The organism is Paenibacillus sp. MT124 (assembly GCF_058792755.1).
This window is the reverse complement of record NZ_CM179500.1, coordinates 2,569,864-2,593,426: the sequence shown is the minus strand read 5'-3', so window position 1 is coordinate 2,593,426 and position 23,563 is coordinate 2,569,864. Positions and strand designations below refer to the sequence as shown.

The window sequence follows — 23,563 nt, the reverse complement described above, 5'->3', positions numbered from 1 at the left end:
CCTACTCCTCTACCTGGAATATCGAGTCCACAATAAGGGGGAGGTTATCCCGGACAGAAACGGCTCCAAAAACCGAACGTGCATGCACGCCCTTTTCCTCAAATACATCCATCATTAGATCTGAAAACCCGTTCAACACCTTGTGGTGTTCCTGATAGGAAGCCGACGCATTAACAAAACCCTGGACTTTGACCACACGTTTCACCAGGTCCAGTGAACCCAGCACATCCTGGACTACAGCGAGCACCTCAATCCCGGCATTGCGGGCAAATTCGTATCCCTGTTCGGTCGTGAAGTTCTCTCCCAATTTGCCACGCTCCACCGTACCCGGACCTTTCCCTGATACATACATTAACCCATTCACAATAACTGCATTGGCATACTTCGCAGCTGGAGCGCTTGCCTCAGGCAAAATAATCCCCAGTTCATTCAATCTCGCTGCTATCATCGCTTCCCCTCCCAAGAGACAGATATCCAAACGCAAATCTATCAATATATTACTATTTTGGATAAACATTAATATACGCTCGATCTTACGCTTAAGCAATGATTCGCTTTGAACATGATGAACTCTAACCTTTCGTTTTCTATGAATGTCACTTTGATGAAGTAACGTTATGCTCTAATCCCGCTACTTATAGTAGTTTATCAGATCATTGGATCATCCAAAAACGCTTCTAAGTTGCAATCCTTTATCCCAGGATTAGTTATAATATTAATTCAAATATTTTGAAAACGTTATATTGTAATTCCTGTCAATCTCTATTACGATAGTTACAAACAAGTACAGAAATGATCTGTTTACTCAAAGGAGGACGTTATCTTGAATGCACCCTTATTTCGTGATCCCATCTTCGATGGAGCCGCTGATCCGGTCGTTGTATGGAACCGCGCTGAACAGACCTGGTGGATGATCTACACCAACCGCAGAGCTACCGCAGGAGGACCGAAGTTTGCCTGGGTTCATGGGACGGATCTCGGCGTTGCCTCATCGTCCGATGGAGGACAGACGTGGACCTATCGTGGTACGTTAACCGGTTTGGAACATGAATGGGGACATAATACGTTCTGGGCGCCGGAAATTTTCTGGCATGATAACACGTATCACATGTATGTCAGTTATATTCAAGGCGTGCCCCATGACTGGCCGGATCATGACCGCCACATATTGCATTACACAAGCCCCGATCTGCTGACCTGGACATATCATGGCAAACTGGAGCTCAGCTCGGACCGCGTCATTGATGCCTGTATTTACCCGCTGCCGGATGGTCGTTTTCGGATGTGGTACAAAGATGAGGCAAATGGATCTCATACCTATGCCGCAGACAGCACGGATCTTCACCACTGGGATGTTATCGGTCCTGTCATTACAGGTCGTGCCCACGAAGGACCCAACGTTTTCCGCTTTTATAACACCTACTGGATGATTGTGGATGAATGGAGAGGACAGGCTGTATACCAATCGGATGATCTGGAGAATTGGGTATGGAACAGCATGATTCTCGATCAGCCGGGGACACGTGAAGACGATGGCGTTATCGGTTTGCATGCAGATGTAGTGGTCCAGGACGATGCAGCTTATATTTTCTACTTCACCCATCCTGATCGCATTGAAGGAGTAGATCATGCCAGTGAGCCTGCTCGTCGTTCCTCCATTCAAGCTGCACGCCTGGATGTTGTGAATGGGGTTATGGTCTGTAATCGGGATGAAGACCTGCAAATCCAGCTTCGTCCGGAGACAGATGAGAGTCATATTTCTGTTTGAACCACATGAGGTAGATGATAAGCACCCTTTATATTGGGAAGAAATACGGAAAAGACCTGAACAAGTTCCTGCTGCTGCAGGCTTAATCAGGTCCTTTTGTATGATCAGTGCATGATCCTGTAATCGCTGCATCGATTATGATGGACGCGACTTCCCATCCCCCTGCCTGTATGTTCGTGGAGACATCTGTACGGTTCGCTTGAACACTTTGCCAAAATGAGAAAAGTTGCTGAAGCCTGCCCGCCAGGCGATCTCCGTAATGGAATCCTCGCTCTCGCGCAGCAGTCGCTGCGCTTCCTTCACGCGAAGCAAATTCAAATAATCAATGAAGGTAAAACCCGTGGTTTGTTTAAACAATCGACTGAGGTAATGCGGACTGATTCGAAATTCTGCCGCAACTTCTGGCAGGGTAAGAGGGTTCCGATAATTATCATTCAGGTAGCGAACAACGGCTTGCGTCTTGGGATGAAGGACTGGCTCGCTCTCGACTGGATATACCCTCCCCTGTTCCTGATTACGATACGCAATTAATAGCAATTCAATGGAGCGGTGGCGCAGCAGCAGGCTGCTTCCAGCCTTAGGCTGAATCATCTCATCAATCATTTCATGAATGATCCGTTCTATCGTTTCGCTAATAGGTGATGAAAGCCTTAACATCGGGACTTCCCATTCAAAGGGCTCCTTTAATCCCTCCATCAACGCAGGGGCAATACGCATCTCTTCAAAAAGCTCCTGCTTGAGGTACAACACAATTCGTTCATGATCAGGCCTTCCGCTTTCCAGCGTCTTATGTACTGCATTTCGGTCAACGAATACAAAATCCCCTGCTTTGACATGGTAGGAACGGTCTTTAATAAAATAGATGCGTTCCCCCTTCAGAAGATAATAAAGCTCATAATGATCGTGGAGATGATCCGCGGTCATGGAATAATAACCTACTCTGCGATCATATTCAATATCCAAAAATCCGGTAGAATCGTGGTAATCCGCTCGAAACGGCTGTGACATGAAGCAGCCCCCTTTTCAAGGATTATAGCAAAATAAGCGGGGTTTGAAAGCGATTACGCAAAAAATGCGGCGAAAGAAGTATTCCCTTGTTATAGGCTAGAGCTATATTCAAGGAGGCGATAGATATGGGTAGCAAAAAACGCTATGTACTGGTCGGCACCGGTGGCCGTGCAGAATTTTTTTATGGAGCACTAGCGAAAAATTTCCGTGAACAATCCGAGCTTGCAGCTTTTTGTGATATTAATCAAACGCGGATGAATTATGCGAATCAACTGCTGAGAGAACGATATCAATACAATGAGGTTCCTACCTATACAGCAGACCAGTTTGACCAGATGATTGAGAACGAGAAACCCGATGCCGTCATTGTGACCAGCGTTGACCGTACGCATCACAAGTACATTATTCGGGCGATGGAGCTTGGATGTGACGTCGTGACCGAGAAACCCATGACCATCGATGAGCACAAATGCCAGGATATCCTCGATGCTGCCAAACGAACCGGGCGAAATATCCGCGTTACCTTCAACTACCGATATGCTCCCCATCATACCAAGATTCGTGAGCTAATCATGAACGATACCATCGGTAAAGTAACCTCCGTTCATTTTGAATGGCTGCTTAATACCCGGCACGGTGCAGACTACTTCCGTCGCTGGCACCGCGACAAACGTAACAGCGGCGGCTTACTCGTTCATAAATCCACCCATCATTTTGATCTCGTCAATTTCTGGATTGGCTCCCAGCCCGAAACGGTCTTTGCCTTCGGCGATCTCATGTATTATGGGCGTGAGAATGCGGAAGAACGAGGCGTTACCCAATTTTATAACCGCGCAACGGGCAATCCGCTCGCTCAGGAAGATCCGTTTGCCCTCCATCTGGATTCGGATGCGCACCTCAAAGCGATGTATCTGGATGCGGAGCCCGAGGACGGCTACCAGCGCGATCAGAGCGTATTCGGGGATGGCATTAACATTGAGGATACGATGGGTGTGCTCGTCCAGTATCAGAACAAAGCCATTTTGACGTATTCGCTTGTCGCCTATCAGCCGTGGGAAGGATACCGTATAGCCATTAACGGCACCAAAGGCCGGATCGAGATGTCCATCGTTGAACAGTCCTATGTCAATTCACTCGGGGACAAAAGTCTGGAAGGTGCCCTGATCGGTAAAACCCTTCGTGTGCTGCCCATGTTCGATACTCCATATGAAGTGCAAGTCGAAGAGAAAAAAGGCGGCCATGGCGGTGGAGACCCCGTTCTGCTTAATGATCTGTTCGGCGAGCCTGCAGAAGATCCGTATGCCCGTGCTGCCAACCATATTGATGGAGCAAGATCGATCCTGACAGGTATTGCAGCCAATCGTGCAATTTCAACCGGGATGCCGGTCCACATTAAGAACCTGGTTCAGTTTTAATTTGATGGAAAGTTGATCCTACAACGGTCATGATTCAAGGCTGCGTATTTACGCGGTCTTTTTTCCATTTGCAATCTCTTTTGAAGAACCAAAAGCAAACATTGAATGATCACGAAGTTAAAGGGGGAAATGGATGTTCTTTTCATTAAAAAGCCGATTAATTGCCTTAATTCTTGTCCTGTTCGTCCTCTCGTTCGGCACGCTCTCCTTCCTGTTGTTTGCGGAATCCCGGGCTGTAATCCGTTCCTATATCGAGTCCTCTGCTCTCGAGAAAATGGAGGAATACGGCTCTTACATCGATATGGTACAAATGCAAATTTATGATGTAGCCTCTCTCGTATTCAATAGCGATATGGCGAAAAACTGGGATAATGCCATGAGTGATCCACAACTGTCCGAGGGAGAGAAAATGCTGGCTAACCTCGCCATGAGCCGCTTTCTGACGCAGGCAACGAACAGCTATACCAGCATTTCCGATGTGTCCATCTATCGGCTGAACGGGCTTCGGATTGGCGGCGAAAATCAGGTCGTGGGCGATCCTTCGTTTTTGCAAGAACCATGGTATATGAACTTCTTCACATCCGGTGACAGGTGGCTCGCTGCACATACCGACGTTCATGAAAGGGTCAGGGACCATGGCAACCCGGTGGTCAGCCTGCTTATGCCTCTGGGTACCTTCCATCATGCTACTGCACGGAATGTCATGAAGGTCAATGTAAGCGAGTCCTATTTTCTCGAACCCCTCAGCCGGATTCATCTGGCTAAGAACAGCACCATTTTTCTGCTAAACGAACAAGGCCGGCCCCTCCTCTCCCAACAAGCACATGAGCTTGGGACCGGAACTCTATCCGACATCGAACATATTCGAAACCGCACACCAAAATCAGGCGTTGAATATCTGACCAATGATGTGGGCGGGCGAGACATGATGGTATACAAAAAACTCGGGCGCACAGGCTGGATGCTGGTAGGTCTGGCACCGGAAAAAGAGATGTATTCCTCTCTGCACAAACTCCAGACGACAACATTTGTGGTGACAATCGCCGTAATCCTGGTGTCCCTGTGTGCTGCGGCCTGGCTGTCCTACGGCGTAACCAAGCCCTTAACCCGCCTGGTTCTGGCGATGAGACAGGTACAGCGGGGTTCGTTTGATCAGGCCGAATCCCTGCTTCCCCCAGACCAGAATGTGAAGAGCGAGATTAGTTATGTGATATCTACATTTCGCTACATGATCATCCGCCTCAGGCAGCATATCCAGAATGAATTCGAGCTGAAGCTGCTTCGACAGCAGGCGGAGTATAAGGCTCTCCTCATGCAGATCAATCCGCATTTTATGTTCAACACGCTGGAACTGGTCAGCAGTCTTGCGATGCAGCGGCGAACGGACGACACTGTGCAGGTCATTGAGGATCTCGGGAAAATGATGAGGTACTCCATGCATACGAATGATGATCGTGTGCCACTGACCGAGGAACTTACTTACGTCCGCCATTACATCTCCATTCTTCAAACCCGCTTCGGACCCAAGCTCGATATTTCCACCCAAGAATCGGGCAGACTGGATCACCTTGTCTTGGTCAAGTTTATTCTGCAGCCGCTGATCGAGAATGCAGTCAAATACAGTTTTCAACATCAAACGACTGCTAGGGTACGTATTCGAATCTGCAGGAACAAGGAACGCCTGCACCTCCAGATTAAGGACAATGGTCCGGGGATGCCTCTGGACATCATCTCCAGAGTGCAGGATCCTGAGACCGGTACAGCACAACTCGAACCGATGCTTCGCCATTCAAGCTGGCATATTGGACTTGGCAACGTAGTTGCCCGGTGCCGGCTGCATTACGGTTCCCTCTTTGCCATTCATATAACGAACGGGGATACCCAGGGCACTTGTATTGAACTGGTTCTGCCCGTACAGGAGGAAAATCATGTACAACGTATTGATCGCTGATGATGAGATTGAGGTCCGCGAAGGCCTGAAGCTGAAAGCCGACTGGAGTGGAATGGGCTTTGCCATCTCAGGTGAGGCCGCAAACGGAGTGGAAGCCGCTCGGTTGCTCCATTCAGGACACTATGACCTGCTCCTGACTGATATGAATATGCCGGTTATGGATGGAGTGCAGCTGCTCGACATCTGTAGAACCCACAATCCATCCATCGAAATCATGATCATCACGGGATATGAGGACTTCCAATATGCCAGAGCCGGTGTTCGTAATCATGCCATGGACTACTTATTAAAGCCGGTAACCCGGGGAGAATTGAAAGCGGCTTTGATCAAAATCAAGGAGGAGCTGGATAAGAAACGCAAGGCTCGGGATGAATCCGAAAGGATCCAATGGCGCCTGTCCCAATACTATCAACAGATGAAAACACACTTTATTATGGATCTCGTCAAGGGTAACAAGCTCCCTCCTTCTTCACTGCCTGAACGAATCCGATTATTTCATCTGGAAGAATGGCAGCATTCCGAGGTCTGCTTCCTGACTGCAGGTTTGCGGGAAACAAACCATGCTCCTGCTTCCGAAATCCGGATTCCGGAGGACATGCATCTCCCATTCCAAATGATCTGTCACGAGATTGCTGAATCTTATACGGGAACTGTACTTGTATTTCAGGACACAGCTCATCCTGGAATCATACATTTCATGATCTTGGACGGAATGCAGCATGAATTCGCGGAAAGACTCCGCGAACAGATCATGTCCTATCTGACAATGGAAGTGCAGATTGGAATTGGGCTGACGGTGGCTGGACTCGATCGCTGGAAGGAAGGCTACGTCCACTCCCTGCTGGCATGGAACCTGGCTGGACGGCAGTCTGGGTACGCTCAGACAGCAGAGGTAACTGATCACAGTCCCCTGATTCCCGAGGAGATCAACCGCGCCTTGCAACGATGTCTTCTCCGAGGGGACCTGGATTCCTTTCGCAGCATGATTCGAAAAGAGCTGGACGATGCCTTTCACAGATCCACTTCCCGTCTAATCCGCTGTCTATTGCAAATTTCACTGCTGATGGAGTCTGCCGCCATGGACTTCATGCGACATGCTTATGGCACACCATCTCGCTGGATCTCTCCTGAATGGGTACTGTGGCTGGAGACTCCCGAACAAGCAGAACGGCTGCTGATGCAATGGGCAGAGGATTTTGTAGACGGGCAGCAGCCATCCGAGACCACAGAAGCAACCATGATCGAATCAGCGAAATGTTATATCGATGAAAACTACATGCAGGAAATTACGCTCACCTCCATCGCAGAGCAATTTAACTATCACCCTTCCTATTTCTCTGAAATGTTCAAGGAAGGTGCAGGCATCTCATTTATTCAATATTTGACGGAAACCCGGATGAAACACGCAACACGCTTACTGAAGAAAACTCAATTGAGTGTATGGGATATCACTGAGCTTACAGGCTTCTCTTCCCCGAGCTATTTCAGCGCCCGCTTCAAAAAGGTGCACCACATGAGTCCTTCCGAGTACCGGGTGCTTCAATCCGAAAAAATCACTAATGAGAATCCGAAGAAATGAGATTCCGGCCGCGTCGGCTCCCAGGTAAGATGAGGTTATCAGGACGTTCACCGCTTATCATGTAAGCGGATTCAGTTATTGGAATTGTGAATGTTCAACCACTCTTAGCCTGAAGGGAGGCAAATCATGAAAAAAATGTCCACGCCCTTATATGGCCAGCAAAATAAGACAGCCTACTTGTTCCTTTTGCCTTGGCTGATCGGACTGTTCTGTCTAACGCTAGGGCCAATGGCTGCATCGCTGTACTTATCCATGACCAAATTCAATCTGTTATCACCGCCGACGTGGACGGGGCTCAGCAACTATGTGCAAATCTTCAGTGAAGACGATACATTTCGCAGATCGCTTGGACTGACCTTCTTTTATGTATTCTTGTCCGTCCCGCTCCGCCTCGCCTTTGCGCTGCTGATAGCGATGGCGCTAAACAAAGGCATTCGCGGCCTCGGTATTTATCGAACCGTGTATTACATCCCTTCCCTTTTGGGAGGAAGTGTTGCCATCGCCATCGTATGGCGCCAAATTTTTGACGGTAACGGACTCGTCAATCAATTCCTGAACTGGTTCGGCATAGCGGGACCTTCCTGGATTGCACATCCCGACTATGTCATTTATACCATCGTGACCTTATCCGTGTGGCAATTCGGTTCGGCGATGGTGATCTTCCTCGCTGGCCTGAAGCAGATTCCAGCCGACCTTTACGAAGCGTCGGATGTGGACGGTGCGAGCAAGCTGCGTCAATTTTTCCGTATCACGCTGCCCATGCTGTCACCGGTCATTTTTTTCAACCTGATCATGAGCATGATCAATTCCTTCCAGGCCTTCACTCCGGCATATGTCATCGGTGATGGTCGCGGAGGCCCACTTGATGCCACCATGTTCTACACCCTGTATTTGTATCTGAAAGGCTTCTCGTTCTTTGATATGGGTTACGCCTCGGCACTCGCCTGGATCATGTTGGTCATTATCGGTATATTCACAGCTATCGTCTTTCTCACATCCAGGTTCTGGGTATTCTATGGCGACAATCAGGAGGGGAGGTAATGCATTTGCCGTTCAAACGAAAGCTCATTCAAACCGGGAGACACACGGTCATTATTCTCCTCGGTCTGCTGATGCTGTACCCCGTGTTATGGCTGATCTTCAGTTCGTTCAAACCTAACCATCTAATCTTTACGAACAGCAGTCTGATGCCAACCAGCTTCACACTGGATCATTACGTGAATGGCTGGAAAGGATTACAGGGCGTTTCCTTCGGCCGATTCTTCGGCAATTCGGCACTCATCTCGGTCATGAGCGTTCTGGGAAATGTGATCTCCTGTTCGCTCGCTGCCTATGCTTTTTCCAGACTCCGCTTCAAGTTAAAAACGCTGTGGTTCAGCATCATGCTGGTCACGATTATGCTGCCTTACCATGTAACGCTTGTACCTCAATATATTCTGTATAACGAGCTGCAGTGGATCAATACGTATTTCCCGCTTATTTTGCCTAAATGGCTGGCACAGGACTCATTCTTCATTCTGCTTATGGTGCAATTTATCCGCGGTATTCCGCGGGAGCTCGACGAGAGCGCAACGATTGACGGGTGCGGACAGTCGCAGATTTTTTTCCGAATCGTGGTGCCTCTCCTTGTACCTGCATTGATCACAACGGCGATCTTCACCTTTATCTGGAGCTGGGATGATTTTTTCAGCCAGATGATTTACCTAAGCAAGATCGATCTGTTCACCGTACAGCTGGGCATACGTTCCCTGTTTGATCCATCAGGACAATCCGATTGGGGAGCATTGCTTGCCATGTCCACGTTATCCCTGCTCCCTGTAACGATCATCTTTTTGGTATTTCAACGCTATTTTCTTGAAGGCATTGCTACTACCGGTCTGAAGTAAGTTCTATTTTCGCAATCACCATATTCGTTAGGAGGATGTACGATGTTTAAGCGACTCATGATGGGAATGGCCGCCTCACTCCTGCTATTTGCAACAGCCTGCTCGGGTACGGATCATACGGGTGCTGGCGGTAATACGGATCAAGGTAACGAATCAAACGGCCAGGTCGAACTGCGCATGATGTGGTGGGGTGATCAGAAACGGGCAGACATTACAAACGAAGCTCTTCAAGTCTTTCAGGAAAAACATCCGGACATCAAAATTGTAGGTGAATTCGCCCCTTCCTCCGGATATTTTGACAAATTGAATACACAGCTGGCATCAGGAACGGCACCCGATGTATTCTTCCTGGGTGGCAATGTGGTCGATTATGCCAAAAAGGATGTATTGCTCAACCTCGATCCATATGTCGGAAATGAACTGAACCTGGACGGCATGGATACCACCATGGTGGAATACGGTCGTCTTGACGGGAAGCTTCAGCATATTTCAGCCGGTGCCAATGCACGTGGAATTGTAATTAACAAGGCGTTGTTCGATAAAGCTGGCATCCCTCTGCCTGAGGCGGACTGGACCTGGGAAGATTATGCCGCAATCAGCAAGGAGCTCTCTGACAAGCTCGGCGATGGCATATTTGGAACGTATAACTTTACGGTGGACGGGATGGATATCTACCTGAAGCAGCGTGGCAAACAGCTGTATGACATGACCAACGGTACGTTGGGTTTTGCACAGGAGGACATTCTCGAATGGTTTCAATACTGGGAAAAGGCATCGGCCGACGGTGGTGCAGTCACACCTGAATTGCAGGTCTCCAATCCGCATGATGACACGAGCAAATCGCTGCTGATTACAGGCAAAGCGGCCATGACCCTGCTTCCGTCCAACCAGCTCGCTGCATTCCAGAGCCTGACGGAGGATCCGCTCATCCTGCATCCGGTTCCGCGCGGACCCAAAGGTACTGGCGTGGTATTTGAATCCAGTCAGGGACTGTCTGGCTATGCGAATACCAAACATCCCAAAGAGGTTGCCATGCTGATGGACTTCTGGATCAATGATCCGGATGCGGCCCGAATTCTTGGCAATGACCGCGGCGTCCCGGTTACGGAAACCAATCGGAATCTTCTTCAGGAAGAAGCCGGAGCCGTTGAAGAACTCGTTTATGACTATACCAATTTTGTATCTGAAGCCACCAAAACGGAGCCTTTTGACGTAAGTTATAACCCTCCTGGTTTTGCGGAATTCTCCAAGCTGGCTCAGACGACAACCCAGGAAATTGGATTTGGTCGAAAAAGTGTCGAGGAGGCGGTATCCAGCTTCTACAGCGGTACTCTCCGAATTTTCGAATCCAACCAATAGCAATAACCACCACAACCCATTAGGAGGCGAACATGGCAGAAGCACTATTGAACCGGCTGCGCCAGATGTCCATTCCAAACCTTGTTCAGCCCAGTAAGCCGAAAGACGCAGTTATCTTGCAAGAGTGGCAGGAATCGGGAGTCCGTTTTGCCGCTTCGGGCGGAGGCCTGGAACAGGCTTATTATGCAGCAGTAGAGAAGCTCCTTGCCTGCATCGTTCCCATGAGCAGCGGAGATCCTGTTCTCCAGGAAGGAGGCATCTATCTCGGCTGCTGGCTGGAGAGCACGGGCACGATTAACGCAGAACTGCTTTCCCGCCTGCTTCCTTCCGTTTCCCGAGCAACCTATCTAAGCTTCTCAGCTCATCAGCGGGAGGATGGATTACTGCCTTACAAACTGACAGAGACTGGCCCCTCCTTCCGTCAGATTCAATTGGTTACTCCGCTTGCACGAAGTGTATGGAATCACTATCAGCTTCACGGTAAGGACCGGAGTTTCCTGAGTACGATGTATACTGCCATGACACGTTATGACGAATGGATTGCTCAGCACCGGGATACCCGGGGAACCGGATGCGTAGAGGCTTTCAGTACATTTGACACCGGACATGATCTATCACCCAGGTTCTGGCATGTGCCGGATACGCCTTACCAGAATGATCCCGGTGCATACCATCCGGATTCTCCGATATTGCCGTTCCTGGCACCGGATTTAACCGCCAATATCTATTGCCAGCGTATGTATTTGTCCCGTATGGCAGAGGAACTTGGCGAATCGGGTCAGGAATGGAAAGCAAAAGCTGAATTCAGTCTGGATAGCCTCTTTCGCTACTGTTATGACGAAGAGGATCAGTTCTTTTATGATCGTGATCGCAATGACAAGTTTGTTCGAGTTCAATCGGATGTGCTGCTGCGCGTGCTGGCCTGTGAGGTGGGTGATCAACATTTGTTCGACCAGCTGCTGCAAAGATATCTGCTCAATACAAGCAAGTTTTTTGCCCGATATCCCTTTACGTCCCTAGCCATGGATGATCCCCGGTTCGACCCTTCATCCACCTATAACAGCTGGGGTGGGCCGTCTAATTTTCTGAGCCTCATTCGGGCTCCCCATGCCTTCGAACATCACCATCGCTATGTGGAATTGACATGGGTGCTGAATCCGATTCTGGCTGCGTTATCCAGAGCGAAGCGTTTTGCTCAAACCCTTAGTCCATGGACCGGTGAAGAAGGCTTCACGGATACCTACTCCCCAGCCATCCTGTGTCTACTTGATTTTGTGGAAAGGTTATCCGGCATTATGCCTGTCGGTTCAGACCAGCTGTGGTCTACCGGACTTCTTCCCCCAGCCATGGATCATGGCGAAGAAGTTGCCGGGAGTACAGCCTACAGCCGAACGGTTGACGGGCAACCGTTTGAACTGGTGAACACCCCAGATCAAATGGTGATCTATCGAAAAGGCAGCATTCATATTCAAGCTCCGGCTGGAATCCGGGTGATCACCGATCGTGATGGAAGGCTGGAAAGTATCATTGGAATGAGCGTGCGAACGATTGAGGGCGAGCTTACTTATCAGGGGAAGTCCCTTCCGATTCGAATTAAAGGAAATGAGATGCAGTGCTTCACTGGGGATGGTTTGCAAACCGTCCGGGATATTGGCATGATCTATCCAAGTTATCAATAGTAAAAAGGCGCAAGTGCAGAGAAGTCTCCATGCACCTGCGCCTTTGCTTATCCAAAGCATGTCCATTACCGAGGAGAGGGTGTCCATTTCTCCCGGTTTATAATGCTACAGAGAAACAGACTCACTCAAGCTTTTCGCTGCCACGACGGATGGCGATAAAACTCAATCGTATCAATGAAACTTACATTGTATTCCTGCTCTACTTCCGACAAATCCAGCAGTTTGCGGTCAATTTCTTTTAATCCCATGACCACGTCATGCCGCAGCAGGTCCATTGCAATTTTGCCTACAAACCCGCCCTCGTTCTCCTTGTGTCGATTACGAAACTCTTCATTGTATATTAATTCCGGGGTAAAGGATGACTCAACAAACGCATTGACGAGTGTTAACTCTTTCCCTTCCTTGTGCACCGCAATATAGTAATTTCCGCGGGCATCCTTGACCAAATCTTTATTCAGTTCAACGTTCATTGGAATCACTCCCTATATCTTAAATAATGGGCCAATAGGATAAAACATGGGCAGGCAATTGCTCACCACCTGACCTGATCCGTTCATATAGTAGGTATAAACGGAGAACGGAGGATGACTTATGAAGTGGCATCATCTCCATACAGGCAAAACGCTGCAGCAGCGTCTGGCGGAGCTGCAGGGACATCTGGCCGAGCTCAATACACCGCGGTCAGGACTTGAACCAGGCCGGATCAAACGGGTGTATTCTCGCCATTTTATCAAAGTAAATAGACAATTGTTTATTCCGCTCAGCCTGTTGTCCATCCGTGTGTTTGATACACATCAGACACGCCGAGGTGTACGAGTAGGCATTCGCACCGTGTTCCCGTCCAAAAATGCCTTTCGAAATATCCGGCTGGTTGGCGTGGGACTTGATTATCTGGAGCTGCAGGGAACCGGCAAATTCCCTTCCCGCATCCTGTTTCCCCTGAGTCAGATCGAATCCATCCATCGTCCAACAATCAAAAAGAAAAAGCAGACACGTTAATCGGCGCTGTCCCCTCTAATCCATACGGCCCATTTCATTATAACGCAACCTGTATCGATTTGCCTGCTTAGCGCTTCACGCCAAAAACGGTGAGCACAGAATTTCTCTGTGTCTCACCGCGTAGTTCACCAATTGAAGCGTATCCATGTAATGAACACTGTATTCGACTCTACTTGGGTTATCTCATTATAGCCCTGTCCATACATCCTTGGCGTAACGACCTTCCTGCTGTAAGCGTTCAAGCCATGCATCTGCCTCATCTATAGGCTTGTCACTAATGTCGGTGTATGCCTGCTTGAGTGTTGCCTCCACATCAGGAGCCATCTTGCTGCCGTCTCCGCAAATATACAGATGCCCGCCCTGCTCAAGCAGAGGAATCAGTTTTTCGGCGTCATCCCTCATCAGATGCTGAACATAACATTTATCCTGTCCATCGACTCTGGAAAAGGCAGTGTGAAGCTGGACAAGTCCTTCTTGCTGTGCCGCTTCAAGCTCATTTTTATACAAATAATCATGCTCCGGATTGCGGCATCCAAAGTACAAATGGGCTTCGCCCACGCTCTGTCCTTGTTCCTTCAGAACCCGTCTTGCTTGCAGGAATCCACGGAATGGGGCCACTCCCGTTCCTGGACCCACCATAATAACCGGCACTTCTGGATCAGATGGCAGTTCAAACCCGGATTCAGGCGTTCGGATAAACATGATCACCTCTTCACCCGGTTTCAGGTTTGCCAGATAATTGGACGCTATACCTTTGTACTCCCCTTGACCGCTCCAAGCCGGCGCTCGAACCACACTGACCGTAATACTGGCCTGCTCTGGCTGTACCCGAGGCGAACTTGAGATGGAGTAATATCTCGCTTTGAGTGAGGGCAGCAGTTCGAGGAAGCGTTCGAACGGCATTTCGCACGCCTCATACTTGACGAGATAATCCAGCATCGATACCCGCTTACCCCGCACTTCTTCCATATATACCGATTCGTCCAGAAGTGCTTCAAGCTCCTTCTTATGCGGCGGGCATACGGTGTAGGCTGCCAGCTCTCTCAGCTGGGCACGTGTTGCAGCCTCCTGCAATTCCACGCTGTGGCTGAGCAAGTCAACCAGATTAACCGGCTGATGCAGTGGCAGGTGCGCAGCGCTTCGACCAGATGCATCCAAAACCAGGTGTTCCGTACCCGTAAAACCATAACGTTTGAGTACACGCTCAACGAGTTCCGGTGGATTTTGCGGGAGAACCCCCAGATGATCGCCTTCCTTGTAAGTCATGCCTTCAGGCAGCTGAATCTCCAGATGACGCGTGCTGCGGAGGCTGCCAGCATCATGAAGCTCCCGATTCTCCAATACGTGAGCCGAATGGGCATCGTACGTATCTGCAAGCGGCGTCACCGCATGCCCACTGACAAATTGCACAGACAACGAGCTGCGCTCACTGCCTGAGCTGCTGTTCAGCTTCAATCCCATTGCTTGTGCCAGATCCGGCCACAATTGTTCGCTCCAGTCCTCAACCTGTTTCTCGAAATCTCCGCTGGCATCACTTTCGCCAAGTGGGGATAACCGGCTTGCCCCCTTGGAAGAGAGCTGTTCATCAATCAAACGCGGAATACGCTGATACGTGCTGGCCCAGTTATGATCCCCACAGCCAAGAACAGCAAAGCGCACGCCTTCAAAAGCATTGGTATCTGCATGCTGAATCCACTCCACAAAATTCTTGGCGTTGCTTGGCGGCTGACCATTGTAGGATGCACTAACAATAATGACGACACCTTCCTTCGGCAGGTTGCCTACCCGATTGTCCAGTGCCTCTACTTCGCTACGAAAACCCTGATATCGCGCAGTATCTGCAATCTCACGTGCAATGCCTTCCGCAGTACCCAGGTTGGAACCGTACAGAACCAGCATCGGGGTATGATGGGCATTTGCCGTATCCAGCTCTTTTCGTTTGACAGCAGGAGCTGGCTCTTCCAACGCAACACCCGGTACAGCCATGACAGGCTGCCCACCACGGGCACGAACACGGATGGTGAAATGGTCCGGCTTGAGCGTCAAGGTTTCTTTCACCTTCAACTGATAATCCGTATGATCAATGAAGTCAAAATGTTTCAAAACCATGCCCAGCACCAGTGTTGCCTCTTGAAGTGCAAATTGCTGCCCAATACATGCCCGCTGACCGTTACCAAAAGGCTTATATGCATCGTGCGGCACCTTGCTTGGATCCTCAAATCGCTCCGGACGGAACTCTTCCACATCGTCACCCCAGGCATCGCGGTCACGATGCAGCTTGGGAATGAGCACACTAACGCTGTCCCCTTTTTTCAACGGATACTCTCCGGCGAGCACGGTATCTTCTTTGGCATATAGGGAGAACGCCGGGGCTGTTGGCCACAGACGAAGTGCTTCGTTTAGTGCCATACGGATATATTTCAGACTCCGAACCTGATTATACGTTGGAACCGGATCCTTCAAAATCTGGTCAGCCTCGGCTTGCGCCTTAGCCAGTTTATCCGGATTTTTCATCAAATAATAAATGGCAAAGGATAATAGTCCGCTCGTTGTTTCATGTCCTGCAATCAGAAACGTAATAATCTGGTAGCGGATATTTTCGTCATCCAGTGTTTCTCCCGTCTCCGGGTCCTTACCGCTCAGCATATGGGATAACAGATCGTCTGCGCCCTCCTGAGGCTGTTCTTTGCGCTCGGCGATAATATGATCGACCAGCGCGAACATGGAGCGGATATCCTGCTCAAATTGTTTCTTTTTGCTAATCATCAATTTGTCCTGAAGACGGAGACGCTGCAGCGAACTCATGGATTCATCCAGAGCGCGAACCATGCTTGTAATAAAGGGGTGAGGTTCTTCCCGATAAAAGCTGTTAAACCGATAATTGAATCCGCATAACCCGATCGTATCCAGCGTTAGACGTGTCATATCATCGGGTACATTTACCGTTTCATCCGGATTCAGCCTAGACCATTTCTGAACAAGCTGCACGGCCAGATCGATCATTTTATTATGATATCCCTGCATGGCACGCTGACTGAAGCTGGGCAGAAGCACATTATGTGCTTTTTTCCAATTGGGCTCATCCGTCCAACTTGTAAATAAGCCATCTCCAGCAAACGCACGAACTTTCGCAAGCGGTGCCCATACACGCTTATCGAATTTGGATTCATCCGTCACCTCGGCAACCAGCTTATGACCCGAAATGTACAGCTCGCTCCGTCCCGGGTATTCCATTCGAAAGATCGGTCCGTATTCCTCAGCAAGCTTAACCAGGGATTGTACCGGTTCATCCAAGTTTAATTGTGGCAAGTTACCCAGTGGTCCAAAGGTTTTGGGCTGGGGTACTGACATTGACGACATCTTCTTCACTCCTATTCCAACTCATATGGTTGACTGATCATGAATAATGGCACTGTTAACTTCAGCATTCGACTAAATAGGTATACCATCATTTTCTACAAGTACTCACATTTGATTCAAGATCATGATAAAACACAATAGAACCAACTGACCGATTTGGTATATCGGTCAATTTTGAGTAAAAAAAATGAGGCGCTTCGTTATCTTACTTTTACCCTAACATTTCCAGTTCCAATCTTCAACAGTCTCAAAGTCATAGGACCATCTGGTCGCCCCTGCTCTTTGAACTAGGTGGTCCCTTGGCCTGAAACGGTTTCAGGCCTTCTCCACCCTTGATTTTTACACGGGAGCGTCACCATGTAATCTGGCGTTTCTTCAGCAGTTCCCTGATTTTCGTTTCCATCATCAAAGGTTCAACTGTCGTTTCATAGCGATCACTAACCTCGCCATCCGCTCGGATCAAAAACTTGGTGAAATTCCACTTGATCCCGTCCCCGTAATACAATGCAGGATGGTTTTCCCTTACAAAATGATCCATCCACCGACCTTCTTCCGTTTCGAGATCATATCCCTGGAATGCAGCCTTTTCGACCAGATGACGAAACAGAGGATGAATGGATGTTCCGGTAACCTCGATCTTATCAAACATCGGAAAGGTCACATGAAAATTGCTTTTGCAATATTGGGTGATCTCTGCATTATTACCTGGTTCTTTATGATTGTACTGATTGCAGGGAAAAGCCAAAATTTCCAGGCCTTGTTCGCCATACTTGTCATAGAGGTGCTGCAGCTCCGAAAATTGTCTGGAATAGCTGCACTTGCTGGCAGTGTTGACAATGAGCAGTACCTTTCCCTCAAACCTTGATAAATCATCAATATGTCCATCCTTTGAAGAAACTTTATAAGAATAAATAGGATTCATATATAGCGCCTCCCATAAGAAGTAGACTAAAATAGGCTCTTTACATAAATTATATCTGCGTTCATCTTATAGTTGAAATATATAAAACATATTAATTTAATAGCTATTATCTATTATGCATTGTGAAAGTATGCCAAAAAAACAACTGTCCTGAGAAGAGAACGGATCTACTCCATTGGACAGTTGCTGTGCTGGGTTATTAGATAATTGATAAATTTGTAAGATTCAGACGTTCGCTTATCCCATAATCAGGCCGTATACTACACCCGGACCGTGTACACCAATCGTCAGGTCATTTTCAATATCGGAAGACCGACTTGGGCCGGAAATAAAATGGATACCAGCGGGAAGTTTCTCTCTTCCTGCTTCATCAAAGCGATTCAGCGTCTCGCCCAATCGGGTATGCAGGCGTTCTACCGGAATGATAATGATTAATACGGTTGGCAGAAGACTCACAGCGCGTCCCTTCTCTGGTGAAGACAGCACCGTAACTGAACCTGTGTAAGCAGTCGCATAATCCGCCATGACCACGCCAATATCGGCCTCTGCAGCCCGAGCTTTCCAGTTTTCATCCGGCCTGCTGTTCCATACGGAAATCTGTACGTCCGGCAGCTCTGCTTCAAGCTGCAATTCATCTAGTTCCTGTTCGTTCTGACGAATCACATACTTTGCTCCCAGTTCATTCGCTTTCGTTGTAATAAAAGTGGAAGCTTCATCCAAATTCTTCACCCGAACAATGTGGGCACCAACACTCACAAAGTTATCGGTAAATGCCTGTATACGTTTCTCTTCATCCCATTCCAGTTCATTCCAGAATGACGGCGCACCTCGAAAAGGCTGCGTTGGCGCATGATTTTGACGGGGCCTTCTTAACTTGGAAGCAATACCATTCATGAACTTCTCCTGCTTCTCGCGCGACCGCTTCTCCAATTGGTTCAGCCACTGCTGATGCTCAGTGCTCATGCCTGCCGCCTCCTTGCTCCCGTTCTCGCAAAATGTGCTCCATCCGGTTGCGGACATTGCTATCCATTTCTTTTCGATCTTGATCCAGCTCCTGATCCAGCTTGCTCCACTGCTGGCGGAATGAACGTTTGGCCAGGCTCGGTGCAACTCGGTATGTGTTCCAGCCCTTGAGCGGACCAAGCTTGAGCGAAATTCCTTCATTACGCACAACAGCCTTCTGGCCAAGCTGGCCCAGACGAATAGCCGCACTGAAACGTTTGGAGCTGGACACCACAGCGGCAAATCCCTTCATGCCTGCTCCCTCCAGCTTGTTTCCGTGGCCTTCTTCAACCTTACGTCTGCGTAAATACACGAGCATATCATGTAAAGGTATTTTGACAGGACAGGCCTCATAACAGGCCCCGCATAAACTCGAAGCACTGGCAATGTCGTTCCACTCGTCTATATTCCCATTCAGTGCTGGGGTCAACACCGCTCCAATCGGCCCACTGTAGGTTCCACCATAGGCATGACCGCCTATATGACGGTATACCGGACAAGCATTCAGACAGGCTCCGCAGCGTATGCAATTCAGCAGTTCCTGAAATTCAGGATCACCCAGCTGCAGGGATCTTCCATTATCCACGATAATAATATGCATCTCATCGGGACCATCCCCGTCTGCTGTTCGGCGCGGCCCGGTGATGCCTGACATATACATGGTCAATTTTTGTCCTGTAGCGGAACGCGGCAGCAGTGTGGCCATCACTTCAAGATCGGTCCAGGATGGAATGATACGCTCCATTCCCATCAAGGTAATCTGTGTCTTCGGTACAGTGGATACCATACGGGCGTTGCCTTCATTCTCGAACAACACCATGGAGCCTGTCTCTGCAATGGCAAAGTTACAGCCCGTCATGCCAATGTCAGCCTCAAGAAATTTTTCACGCAGCTTTTTACGCACAAACCCGGCGAGCACGGTTGTATCCGGTTCGAGAGTTTCCCCTGCTTCTTTTGATAATAACTCCGCAATCTGATAACGATTTTTGTGAATCGCCGGAATAACGATATGTGAGGGTGCTTCCCCTGCCAACTGGATGATATATTCACCCAAATCGGTCTCAATAGCTTCAATGCCGGCAGATTCAAGCGCATGGTTCAGATGTACTTCTTCCGACACCATCGATTTGGATTTGACCACGGACGCAGCTTCATTGTGGGCCGCTATATCGAGCGCAATTGCGGCTGCCTCGGCCGATGTATCAGCAAAATGGATATGGACACCGTTAGCACGGGCGTTGTTGACGAATTCATTTAGATAATAATCCAGATGTGCGATCGTGTGCAGTCGAATCTGGCGTCCCCGTTCCCGCCATTCATCCCAGTTTCCGTGTTCCTCCGAAGCCGATTTCTTTCCGTTCCGCAGACGTTCTGTTGTGAACTTGACGGCTTTGCGCAGAAAATCATCATTGAGCGCGAGTTCCGCACGCTTTTTGACAGACACATCCATTACACCAGGCTGACTCATCCTGATTGCACCCCCTCATACAGTAATTCCGCCAAATGCATGACACGAACCGGTTCATTCCGGTAACGCAGATTGCCTGCGATATTCATGAGACACGCCATATCCAGTCCAACAAGCACCTCGGCATCGGTCTCTTTGATATGATCAACTTTCTCGGTAACCATGGCGCCGGATATATCGGACATTTTTACAGCAAACGTTCCCCCGAACCCGCAGCAATCCTCTCCATAAGGAAGCGGTACAAATTCCAGCCCTTTCACTGCAGACAACAGCGCCATCGGTTCGTCTTTGACTCCGAGCAGCCTGCTGCCATGGCACGATGGATGGTACGTAACCTTGTGAGGAAAATGTGCTCCCAGATCCGTTATCCCGAGCACCTGCACCAGAAATTGCGTAAATTCATAGGCTTTCGCTTCCAGCCGTTTCGCCTTTTCGAGCCATACCGGATCATCCGCAAACAGCTCGGGATAATGATGAATCATATACGTGCAAGACCCCGAAGGACAGACTACAAAATCGCTGTCGTCAAACGCTTCCAGAATCGTTTTGGCTGCCACTCTCGTCTCATCCCAATACCCGCTATTATAAGAAGGCTGACCGCAGCAGGTTTGGACAGGCGGAAATTCCAACCGAACGCCGTGAGCGGCAAGCAGTCTGACCATCGCTTCTCCGACACGCGGGTAGATGGCATCGCTGAGGCAGGTAATGAACAAGGAGACCTTCATAAATACACGCTCCCATAATCAATTAGTAGTGGGTCTATTGAAGTTAACGCTAAGTATCAAAGTCAGAACGAGCAGACTATATGCCCATTTGCTTATACAGTCGTAATTTGGATGTCATAGTCCTTCAATCGTTTCATGAGATCACCGTCCAGTTGCTCATTGAGTATGACCGCATGAACCGCATTCAGTCCGGTTACCCTGGCGAACGCTCGCACACCAAACTTGCTGGCATCTGCGAGCAAAATAACCTGGTCGGAGATGCCGACCATTTTTTGTTTCAACCTGGCTTGCAGTTCATTGGATTCGCTAATTCCGCCACCATCCAGATGGACCCCCTTGCAGGACAAGAACAGTTTATCAACGTGATACGTTTCCAGTGAACGTTCGGCGAGCGGCCCGACAAACGATAGCGAACGCTGTGCCAATTGTCCCCCGGTAGAGATCACCTCTATCTTGTCCTTGCTGCTAAGTTCGGTCGCTACCTGAATCGAGTTCGTTAACACCGTCAGCGGAATATCCGGCATGTTCGCAGCCATATAACCTGCAGTGGTGCTGGCATCCAGGAGTATTCGATCCCCGGGGCGAATCATGGCAATGGCTGCCTGAGCAATTCGCTTCTTCTCTTCCGCATGAGTCGTTTCCCTCACGCGATAGGGGATCTCCGGCTGATCATCCTTGATGCTCACAGCACCCCCATGGGAGCGCTTTAATCGCCCGGCTTGCTCCAGCCGATCCAGATCGCGGCGAATGGTCTCTTCGGTTACCCTACAGCGATCACTTAGCTCGGACACACGCATGCTTCCGCTTTCATTAACCATCTCGACAATCCGATCATACCGCTCGGCAGCCAGCATGGTTACACCTCACTTCCGGCCTGTGATTTCGATGAGTCCGTTATCCTAAGAAATCTGCCGTATGCCTCTTCCCAAATCGATCTGTCTTTCGGTTCATACTCGGTTACCGGGAACGAATCACGAATGACCCTTCGAGCCTCCCAAATGTCCTTGAACGCTCCGCTCGCAATCCATTGGACAGCCATGTTACCAATTGCACTGCCTTCTGCCGGCCCTGCCCATACCGGTCTGCCAATAGAGCTTGCCGTCCACTGGCACAGCAATTGATTCTGGATGCCTCCGCCGACCATGTGCAATCCATTAAAAGACTGACCCGATAATTGTTCCGTCCATTCCAGTACTCTTCTGTATTTCAGCGCAAGACTCTCCAGGATGGATCTGGCAATAGCTCCTTGATCCTGTGGTTCCTGCTGTCCCGTATCTCGGCAATACTGGCGAATCCGAATGGTCATGTCACCTGCTGGCATAAACAGATCGTCATCAGGGTCAAACAAACTTGCAAATGGAGGAGCCGCTTCAGCTTGTTTTAATAATTCAGCGTAACTGATCCCCTTCCCCTGACGCTCCCATTCACGCATGCTCTCCTGCAAAATCCAGAGTCCCATAATGTTCTTCAGCAGACGGAATGTTCCGCCAGCTCCGCCTTCGTTCGTAAAATTCAGGGCCAAACTTTCCGGAGTAATGGCAGGATGATCGATCTCCGTTCCCATCAAGGACCAGGTCCCACAGCTCAAGTAAGCAAACGAACGATCCGTTGCCGGGATAGCGACCACTGCTGAACCCGTATCATGTTCGGCTACTGCAATAACAGGAATTGATGATATCCCCAATTCACCAGATATACTGCTGCGGAGTTGACCTACTCGTGTACCCGGCATCACCGCTTCACCAAACAGCTGATCCGAGACCCCGATGTGAGCAAGTAATTCTCCGTCCCACTGCCCGCTCACCGGGTTGTAGAGCTGTGTTGTCGTTGCATTGGTAAACTCATTCACCGCTTCTCCAGTCAAAAAGTACCGAAGCAGGTCCGGAATCATAAGAAAACGATCTGCTGCACCCAGCAGTGGTGAACCGTTCCGCTGCAGGGTTGCGAGCTGGTACAGGGTATTAAAACTTAGAAATTGAATGCCTGTTCGCTCGAAGATCCGCTGGGAGGTTAACTCATTGCGAACCTGTTCCATCATGCCGTTGAACTGCCCATCACGATAATGATAGGGGTTACCAAGCAATTCTCCATTGTGGCCCAGAAGTCCAAAGTCAACTCCCCAGGAGTCGATCCCCAAACTGTCAGGCTGCTCTCCCTGCTGCTTGACCAGGTGCAGACCTTGCAGCACTTCATGATGCAAACGCAGAATATCCCAGTACATTCGCTCGCCTGCTTTGACCGGCTCATTCTTGAATCGATGAACTTCGGTGGCCGTTATTCCCCGGTCATCCAGATGACCCAGCAGCGCCCTCCCGCTGCCAGCTCCCAAATCATATGCCAACACGCTCACTGCTCTACACCAACCTTTCTATACAAATGTTGCTTTTTACCTGCGATTAATTGTTTGTTTGTTTTTGTTTTATACTGTTTTGCTTTATTTTA

19 protein-coding genes are annotated in these 23,563 nt (G+C 49.2%); 9 read left to right on the top strand and 10 right to left on the bottom strand.

The features are described from left to right. Position 1 precedes the first annotated feature (1 nt). Positions 2-448, bottom strand: a complete 447-nt coding sequence (locus tag AC3RCI_RS12095) for a RidA family protein (RefSeq protein WP_492529147.1) — start codon at positions 446-448, stop codon at positions 2-4. A 375-nt stretch (positions 449-823) separates the two neighbouring features. Here AC3RCI_RS12095 and AC3RCI_RS12090 point away from each other — a divergent pair, with 375 nt between their 5' ends. Continuing rightward, positions 824-1,768 carry a glycosyl hydrolase gene (locus AC3RCI_RS12090; protein ID WP_492529145.1) on the top strand — a complete coding sequence of 315 codons (945 nt, stop codon included), beginning with the start codon at positions 824-826 and terminating at the stop codon, positions 1,766-1,768. A 135-nt stretch (positions 1,769-1,903) separates the two neighbouring features. On the opposite strand, the gene AC3RCI_RS12085 is transcribed toward AC3RCI_RS12090, so the two are convergent. Next, a complete protein-coding gene (locus AC3RCI_RS12085; protein ID WP_492529143.1) occupies positions 1,904-2,776 on the bottom strand; it encodes an AraC family transcriptional regulator in 873 nt (290 codons plus the stop codon). 125 nt (positions 2,777-2,901) lie between these two features. Between AC3RCI_RS12085 and AC3RCI_RS12080 the strand changes: the two genes are divergently transcribed. The 7 genes from AC3RCI_RS12080 to AC3RCI_RS12050 all read left to right on the top strand — a co-directional run bounded on the left by AC3RCI_RS12080 (position 2,902) and on the right by AC3RCI_RS12050 (position 12,645). Next, positions 2,902-4,191 carry a Gfo/Idh/MocA family oxidoreductase gene (locus tag AC3RCI_RS12080; RefSeq protein WP_492474068.1) on the top strand — a complete coding sequence of 430 codons (1,290 nt, stop codon included), beginning with the start codon at positions 2,902-2,904 and terminating at the stop codon, positions 4,189-4,191. A gap of 133 nt (positions 4,192-4,324) precedes the next feature. Further along, entirely contained in the window at positions 4,325-6,142 is a 1,818-nt protein-coding gene (locus AC3RCI_RS12075) for a cache domain-containing sensor histidine kinase (RefSeq protein ID WP_492529140.1), read from the top strand. After that, a complete protein-coding gene (locus AC3RCI_RS12070; RefSeq protein WP_492529138.1) occupies positions 6,120-7,721 on the top strand; it encodes a response regulator in 1,602 nt (533 codons plus the stop codon). The genes AC3RCI_RS12075 and AC3RCI_RS12070 overlap by 23 nt, the downstream gene beginning before the upstream one ends. Positions 7,722-7,847: 126 nt before the next feature. Then, entirely contained in the window at positions 7,848-8,762 is a 915-nt protein-coding gene (locus AC3RCI_RS12065) for a carbohydrate ABC transporter permease (RefSeq protein ID WP_127536134.1), read from the top strand. After that, the gene (locus AC3RCI_RS12060; protein WP_492529136.1) at positions 8,762-9,607 is read left to right on the top strand and encodes a carbohydrate ABC transporter permease; all 846 of its coding nucleotides are present in this window, start codon (positions 8,762-8,764) and stop codon (positions 9,605-9,607) included. Before AC3RCI_RS12065 ends, AC3RCI_RS12060 begins: the two co-directional genes overlap by 1 nt. 42 nt (positions 9,608-9,649) lie before the next feature. Next, complete coding sequence (locus AC3RCI_RS12055; RefSeq protein WP_492529134.1) at positions 9,650-10,966, top strand: ABC transporter substrate-binding protein; 1,317 nt, start codon at positions 9,650-9,652, stop codon at positions 10,964-10,966. Positions 10,967-10,998: 32 nt separating this feature from the next. Next, complete coding sequence (locus tag AC3RCI_RS12050; protein ID WP_492529132.1) at positions 10,999-12,645, top strand: MGH1-like glycoside hydrolase domain-containing protein; 1,647 nt, start codon at positions 10,999-11,001, stop codon at positions 12,643-12,645. 125 nt (positions 12,646-12,770) lie between these two features. On the opposite strand, the gene AC3RCI_RS12045 is transcribed toward AC3RCI_RS12050, so the two are convergent. After that, positions 12,771-13,115: a hypothetical protein gene (locus tag AC3RCI_RS12045; RefSeq protein WP_492529130.1), complete on the bottom strand. Its 345-nt coding sequence runs from the start codon at positions 13,113-13,115 to the stop codon at positions 12,771-12,773. 121 nt (positions 13,116-13,236) lie between these two features. On the opposite strand from AC3RCI_RS12045, the gene AC3RCI_RS12040 reads away from it, so the two are divergent. Continuing rightward, a complete protein-coding gene (locus AC3RCI_RS12040; protein WP_095358485.1) occupies positions 13,237-13,644 on the top strand; it encodes a hypothetical protein in 408 nt (135 codons plus the stop codon). Between the two features lie 186 nt (positions 13,645-13,830). Here the strand turns inward: AC3RCI_RS12040 and AC3RCI_RS12035 are convergent, their stop codons facing one another. From AC3RCI_RS12035 to AC3RCI_RS12005, 7 genes are all read right to left on the bottom strand, one after another. Next, positions 13,831-17,004 carry a bifunctional cytochrome P450/NADPH--P450 reductase gene (locus AC3RCI_RS12035; protein WP_492529127.1) on the bottom strand — a complete coding sequence of 1,058 codons (3,174 nt, stop codon included), beginning with the start codon at positions 17,002-17,004 and terminating at the stop codon, positions 13,831-13,833. Between the two features lie 352 nt (positions 17,005-17,356). After that, the gene (locus AC3RCI_RS12030; RefSeq protein WP_492529125.1) at positions 17,357-17,926 is read right to left on the bottom strand and encodes a glutathione peroxidase; all 570 of its coding nucleotides are present in this window, start codon (positions 17,924-17,926) and stop codon (positions 17,357-17,359) included. Between the two features lie 237 nt (positions 17,927-18,163). Beyond that, positions 18,164-18,889: a LutC/YkgG family protein gene (locus AC3RCI_RS12025; RefSeq protein WP_492529123.1), complete on the bottom strand. Its 726-nt coding sequence runs from the start codon at positions 18,887-18,889 to the stop codon at positions 18,164-18,166. Then, positions 18,879-20,396, bottom strand: a complete 1,518-nt coding sequence (locus tag AC3RCI_RS12020; RefSeq protein WP_154893494.1) for a LutB/LldF family L-lactate oxidation iron-sulfur protein — start codon at positions 20,394-20,396, stop codon at positions 18,879-18,881. The genes AC3RCI_RS12025 and AC3RCI_RS12020 overlap by 11 nt, the downstream gene beginning before the upstream one ends. Next, positions 20,393-21,121 (bottom strand): (Fe-S)-binding protein, encoded by a 729-nt coding sequence (locus AC3RCI_RS12015; protein ID WP_492529121.1) that lies wholly within the window; start codon positions 21,119-21,121, stop codon positions 20,393-20,395. The genes AC3RCI_RS12020 and AC3RCI_RS12015 overlap by 4 nt, the downstream gene beginning before the upstream one ends. Positions 21,122-21,213: 92 nt before the next feature. After that, positions 21,214-21,975, bottom strand: coding sequence for a DeoR/GlpR family DNA-binding transcription regulator (locus tag AC3RCI_RS12010; RefSeq protein ID WP_492529119.1), 762 nt, complete (start codon positions 21,973-21,975; stop codon positions 21,214-21,216). Positions 21,976-21,977: 2 nt separating this feature from the next. Continuing rightward, positions 21,978-23,471 (bottom strand): rhamnulokinase, encoded by a 1,494-nt coding sequence (locus AC3RCI_RS12005; protein WP_492529117.1) that lies wholly within the window; start codon positions 23,469-23,471, stop codon positions 21,978-21,980. Between the last annotated feature and the right edge of the window lie 92 nt (positions 23,472-23,563).

Excerpts from the sequence above, each read along its gene's own strand:
- AC3RCI_RS12095 (WP_492529147.1), bottom strand. The coding sequence starts at position 448 with ATGATAGCAGCGAGATTGAATGAACTGGGGATTATTTTGCCTGAGGCA.
- AC3RCI_RS12085 (WP_492529143.1), bottom strand. The coding sequence starts at position 2,776 with ATGTCACAGCCGTTTCGAGCGGATTACCACGATTCTACCGGATTTTTG.
- AC3RCI_RS12080 (WP_492474068.1), top strand. The coding sequence starts at position 2,902 with ATGGGTAGCAAAAAACGCTATGTACTGGTCGGCACCGGTGGCCGTGCA.
- AC3RCI_RS12075 (WP_492529140.1), top strand. The coding sequence starts at position 4,325 with ATGTTCTTTTCATTAAAAAGCCGATTAATTGCCTTAATTCTTGTCCTG.
- AC3RCI_RS12070 (WP_492529138.1), top strand. The coding sequence starts at position 6,120 with ATGTACAACGTATTGATCGCTGATGATGAGATTGAGGTCCGCGAAGGC.
- AC3RCI_RS12065 (WP_127536134.1), top strand. The coding sequence starts at position 7,848 with ATGAAAAAAATGTCCACGCCCTTATATGGCCAGCAAAATAAGACAGCC.
- AC3RCI_RS12060 (WP_492529136.1), top strand. The coding sequence starts at position 8,762 with ATGCATTTGCCGTTCAAACGAAAGCTCATTCAAACCGGGAGACACACG.
- AC3RCI_RS12055 (WP_492529134.1), top strand. The coding sequence starts at position 9,650 with ATGTTTAAGCGACTCATGATGGGAATGGCCGCCTCACTCCTGCTATTT.
- AC3RCI_RS12050 (WP_492529132.1), top strand. The coding sequence starts at position 10,999 with ATGGCAGAAGCACTATTGAACCGGCTGCGCCAGATGTCCATTCCAAAC.
- AC3RCI_RS12045 (WP_492529130.1), bottom strand. The coding sequence starts at position 13,115 with ATGAACGTTGAACTGAATAAAGATTTGGTCAAGGATGCCCGCGGAAAT.
- AC3RCI_RS12040 (WP_095358485.1), top strand. The coding sequence starts at position 13,237 with ATGAAGTGGCATCATCTCCATACAGGCAAAACGCTGCAGCAGCGTCTG.
- AC3RCI_RS12035 (WP_492529127.1), bottom strand. The coding sequence starts at position 17,004 with ATGTCGTCAATGTCAGTACCCCAGCCCAAAACCTTTGGACCACTGGGT.
- AC3RCI_RS12030 (WP_492529125.1), bottom strand. The coding sequence starts at position 17,926 with ATGAATCCTATTTATTCTTATAAAGTTTCTTCAAAGGATGGACATATT.
- AC3RCI_RS12025 (WP_492529123.1), bottom strand. The coding sequence starts at position 18,889 with ATGAGCACTGAGCATCAGCAGTGGCTGAACCAATTGGAGAAGCGGTCG.
- AC3RCI_RS12020 (WP_154893494.1), bottom strand. The coding sequence starts at position 20,396 with ATGAGTCAGCCTGGTGTAATGGATGTGTCTGTCAAAAAGCGTGCGGAA.
- AC3RCI_RS12015 (WP_492529121.1), bottom strand. The coding sequence starts at position 21,121 with ATGAAGGTCTCCTTGTTCATTACCTGCCTCAGCGATGCCATCTACCCG.
- AC3RCI_RS12010 (WP_492529119.1), bottom strand. The coding sequence starts at position 21,975 with ATGCTGGCTGCCGAGCGGTATGATCGGATTGTCGAGATGGTTAATGAA.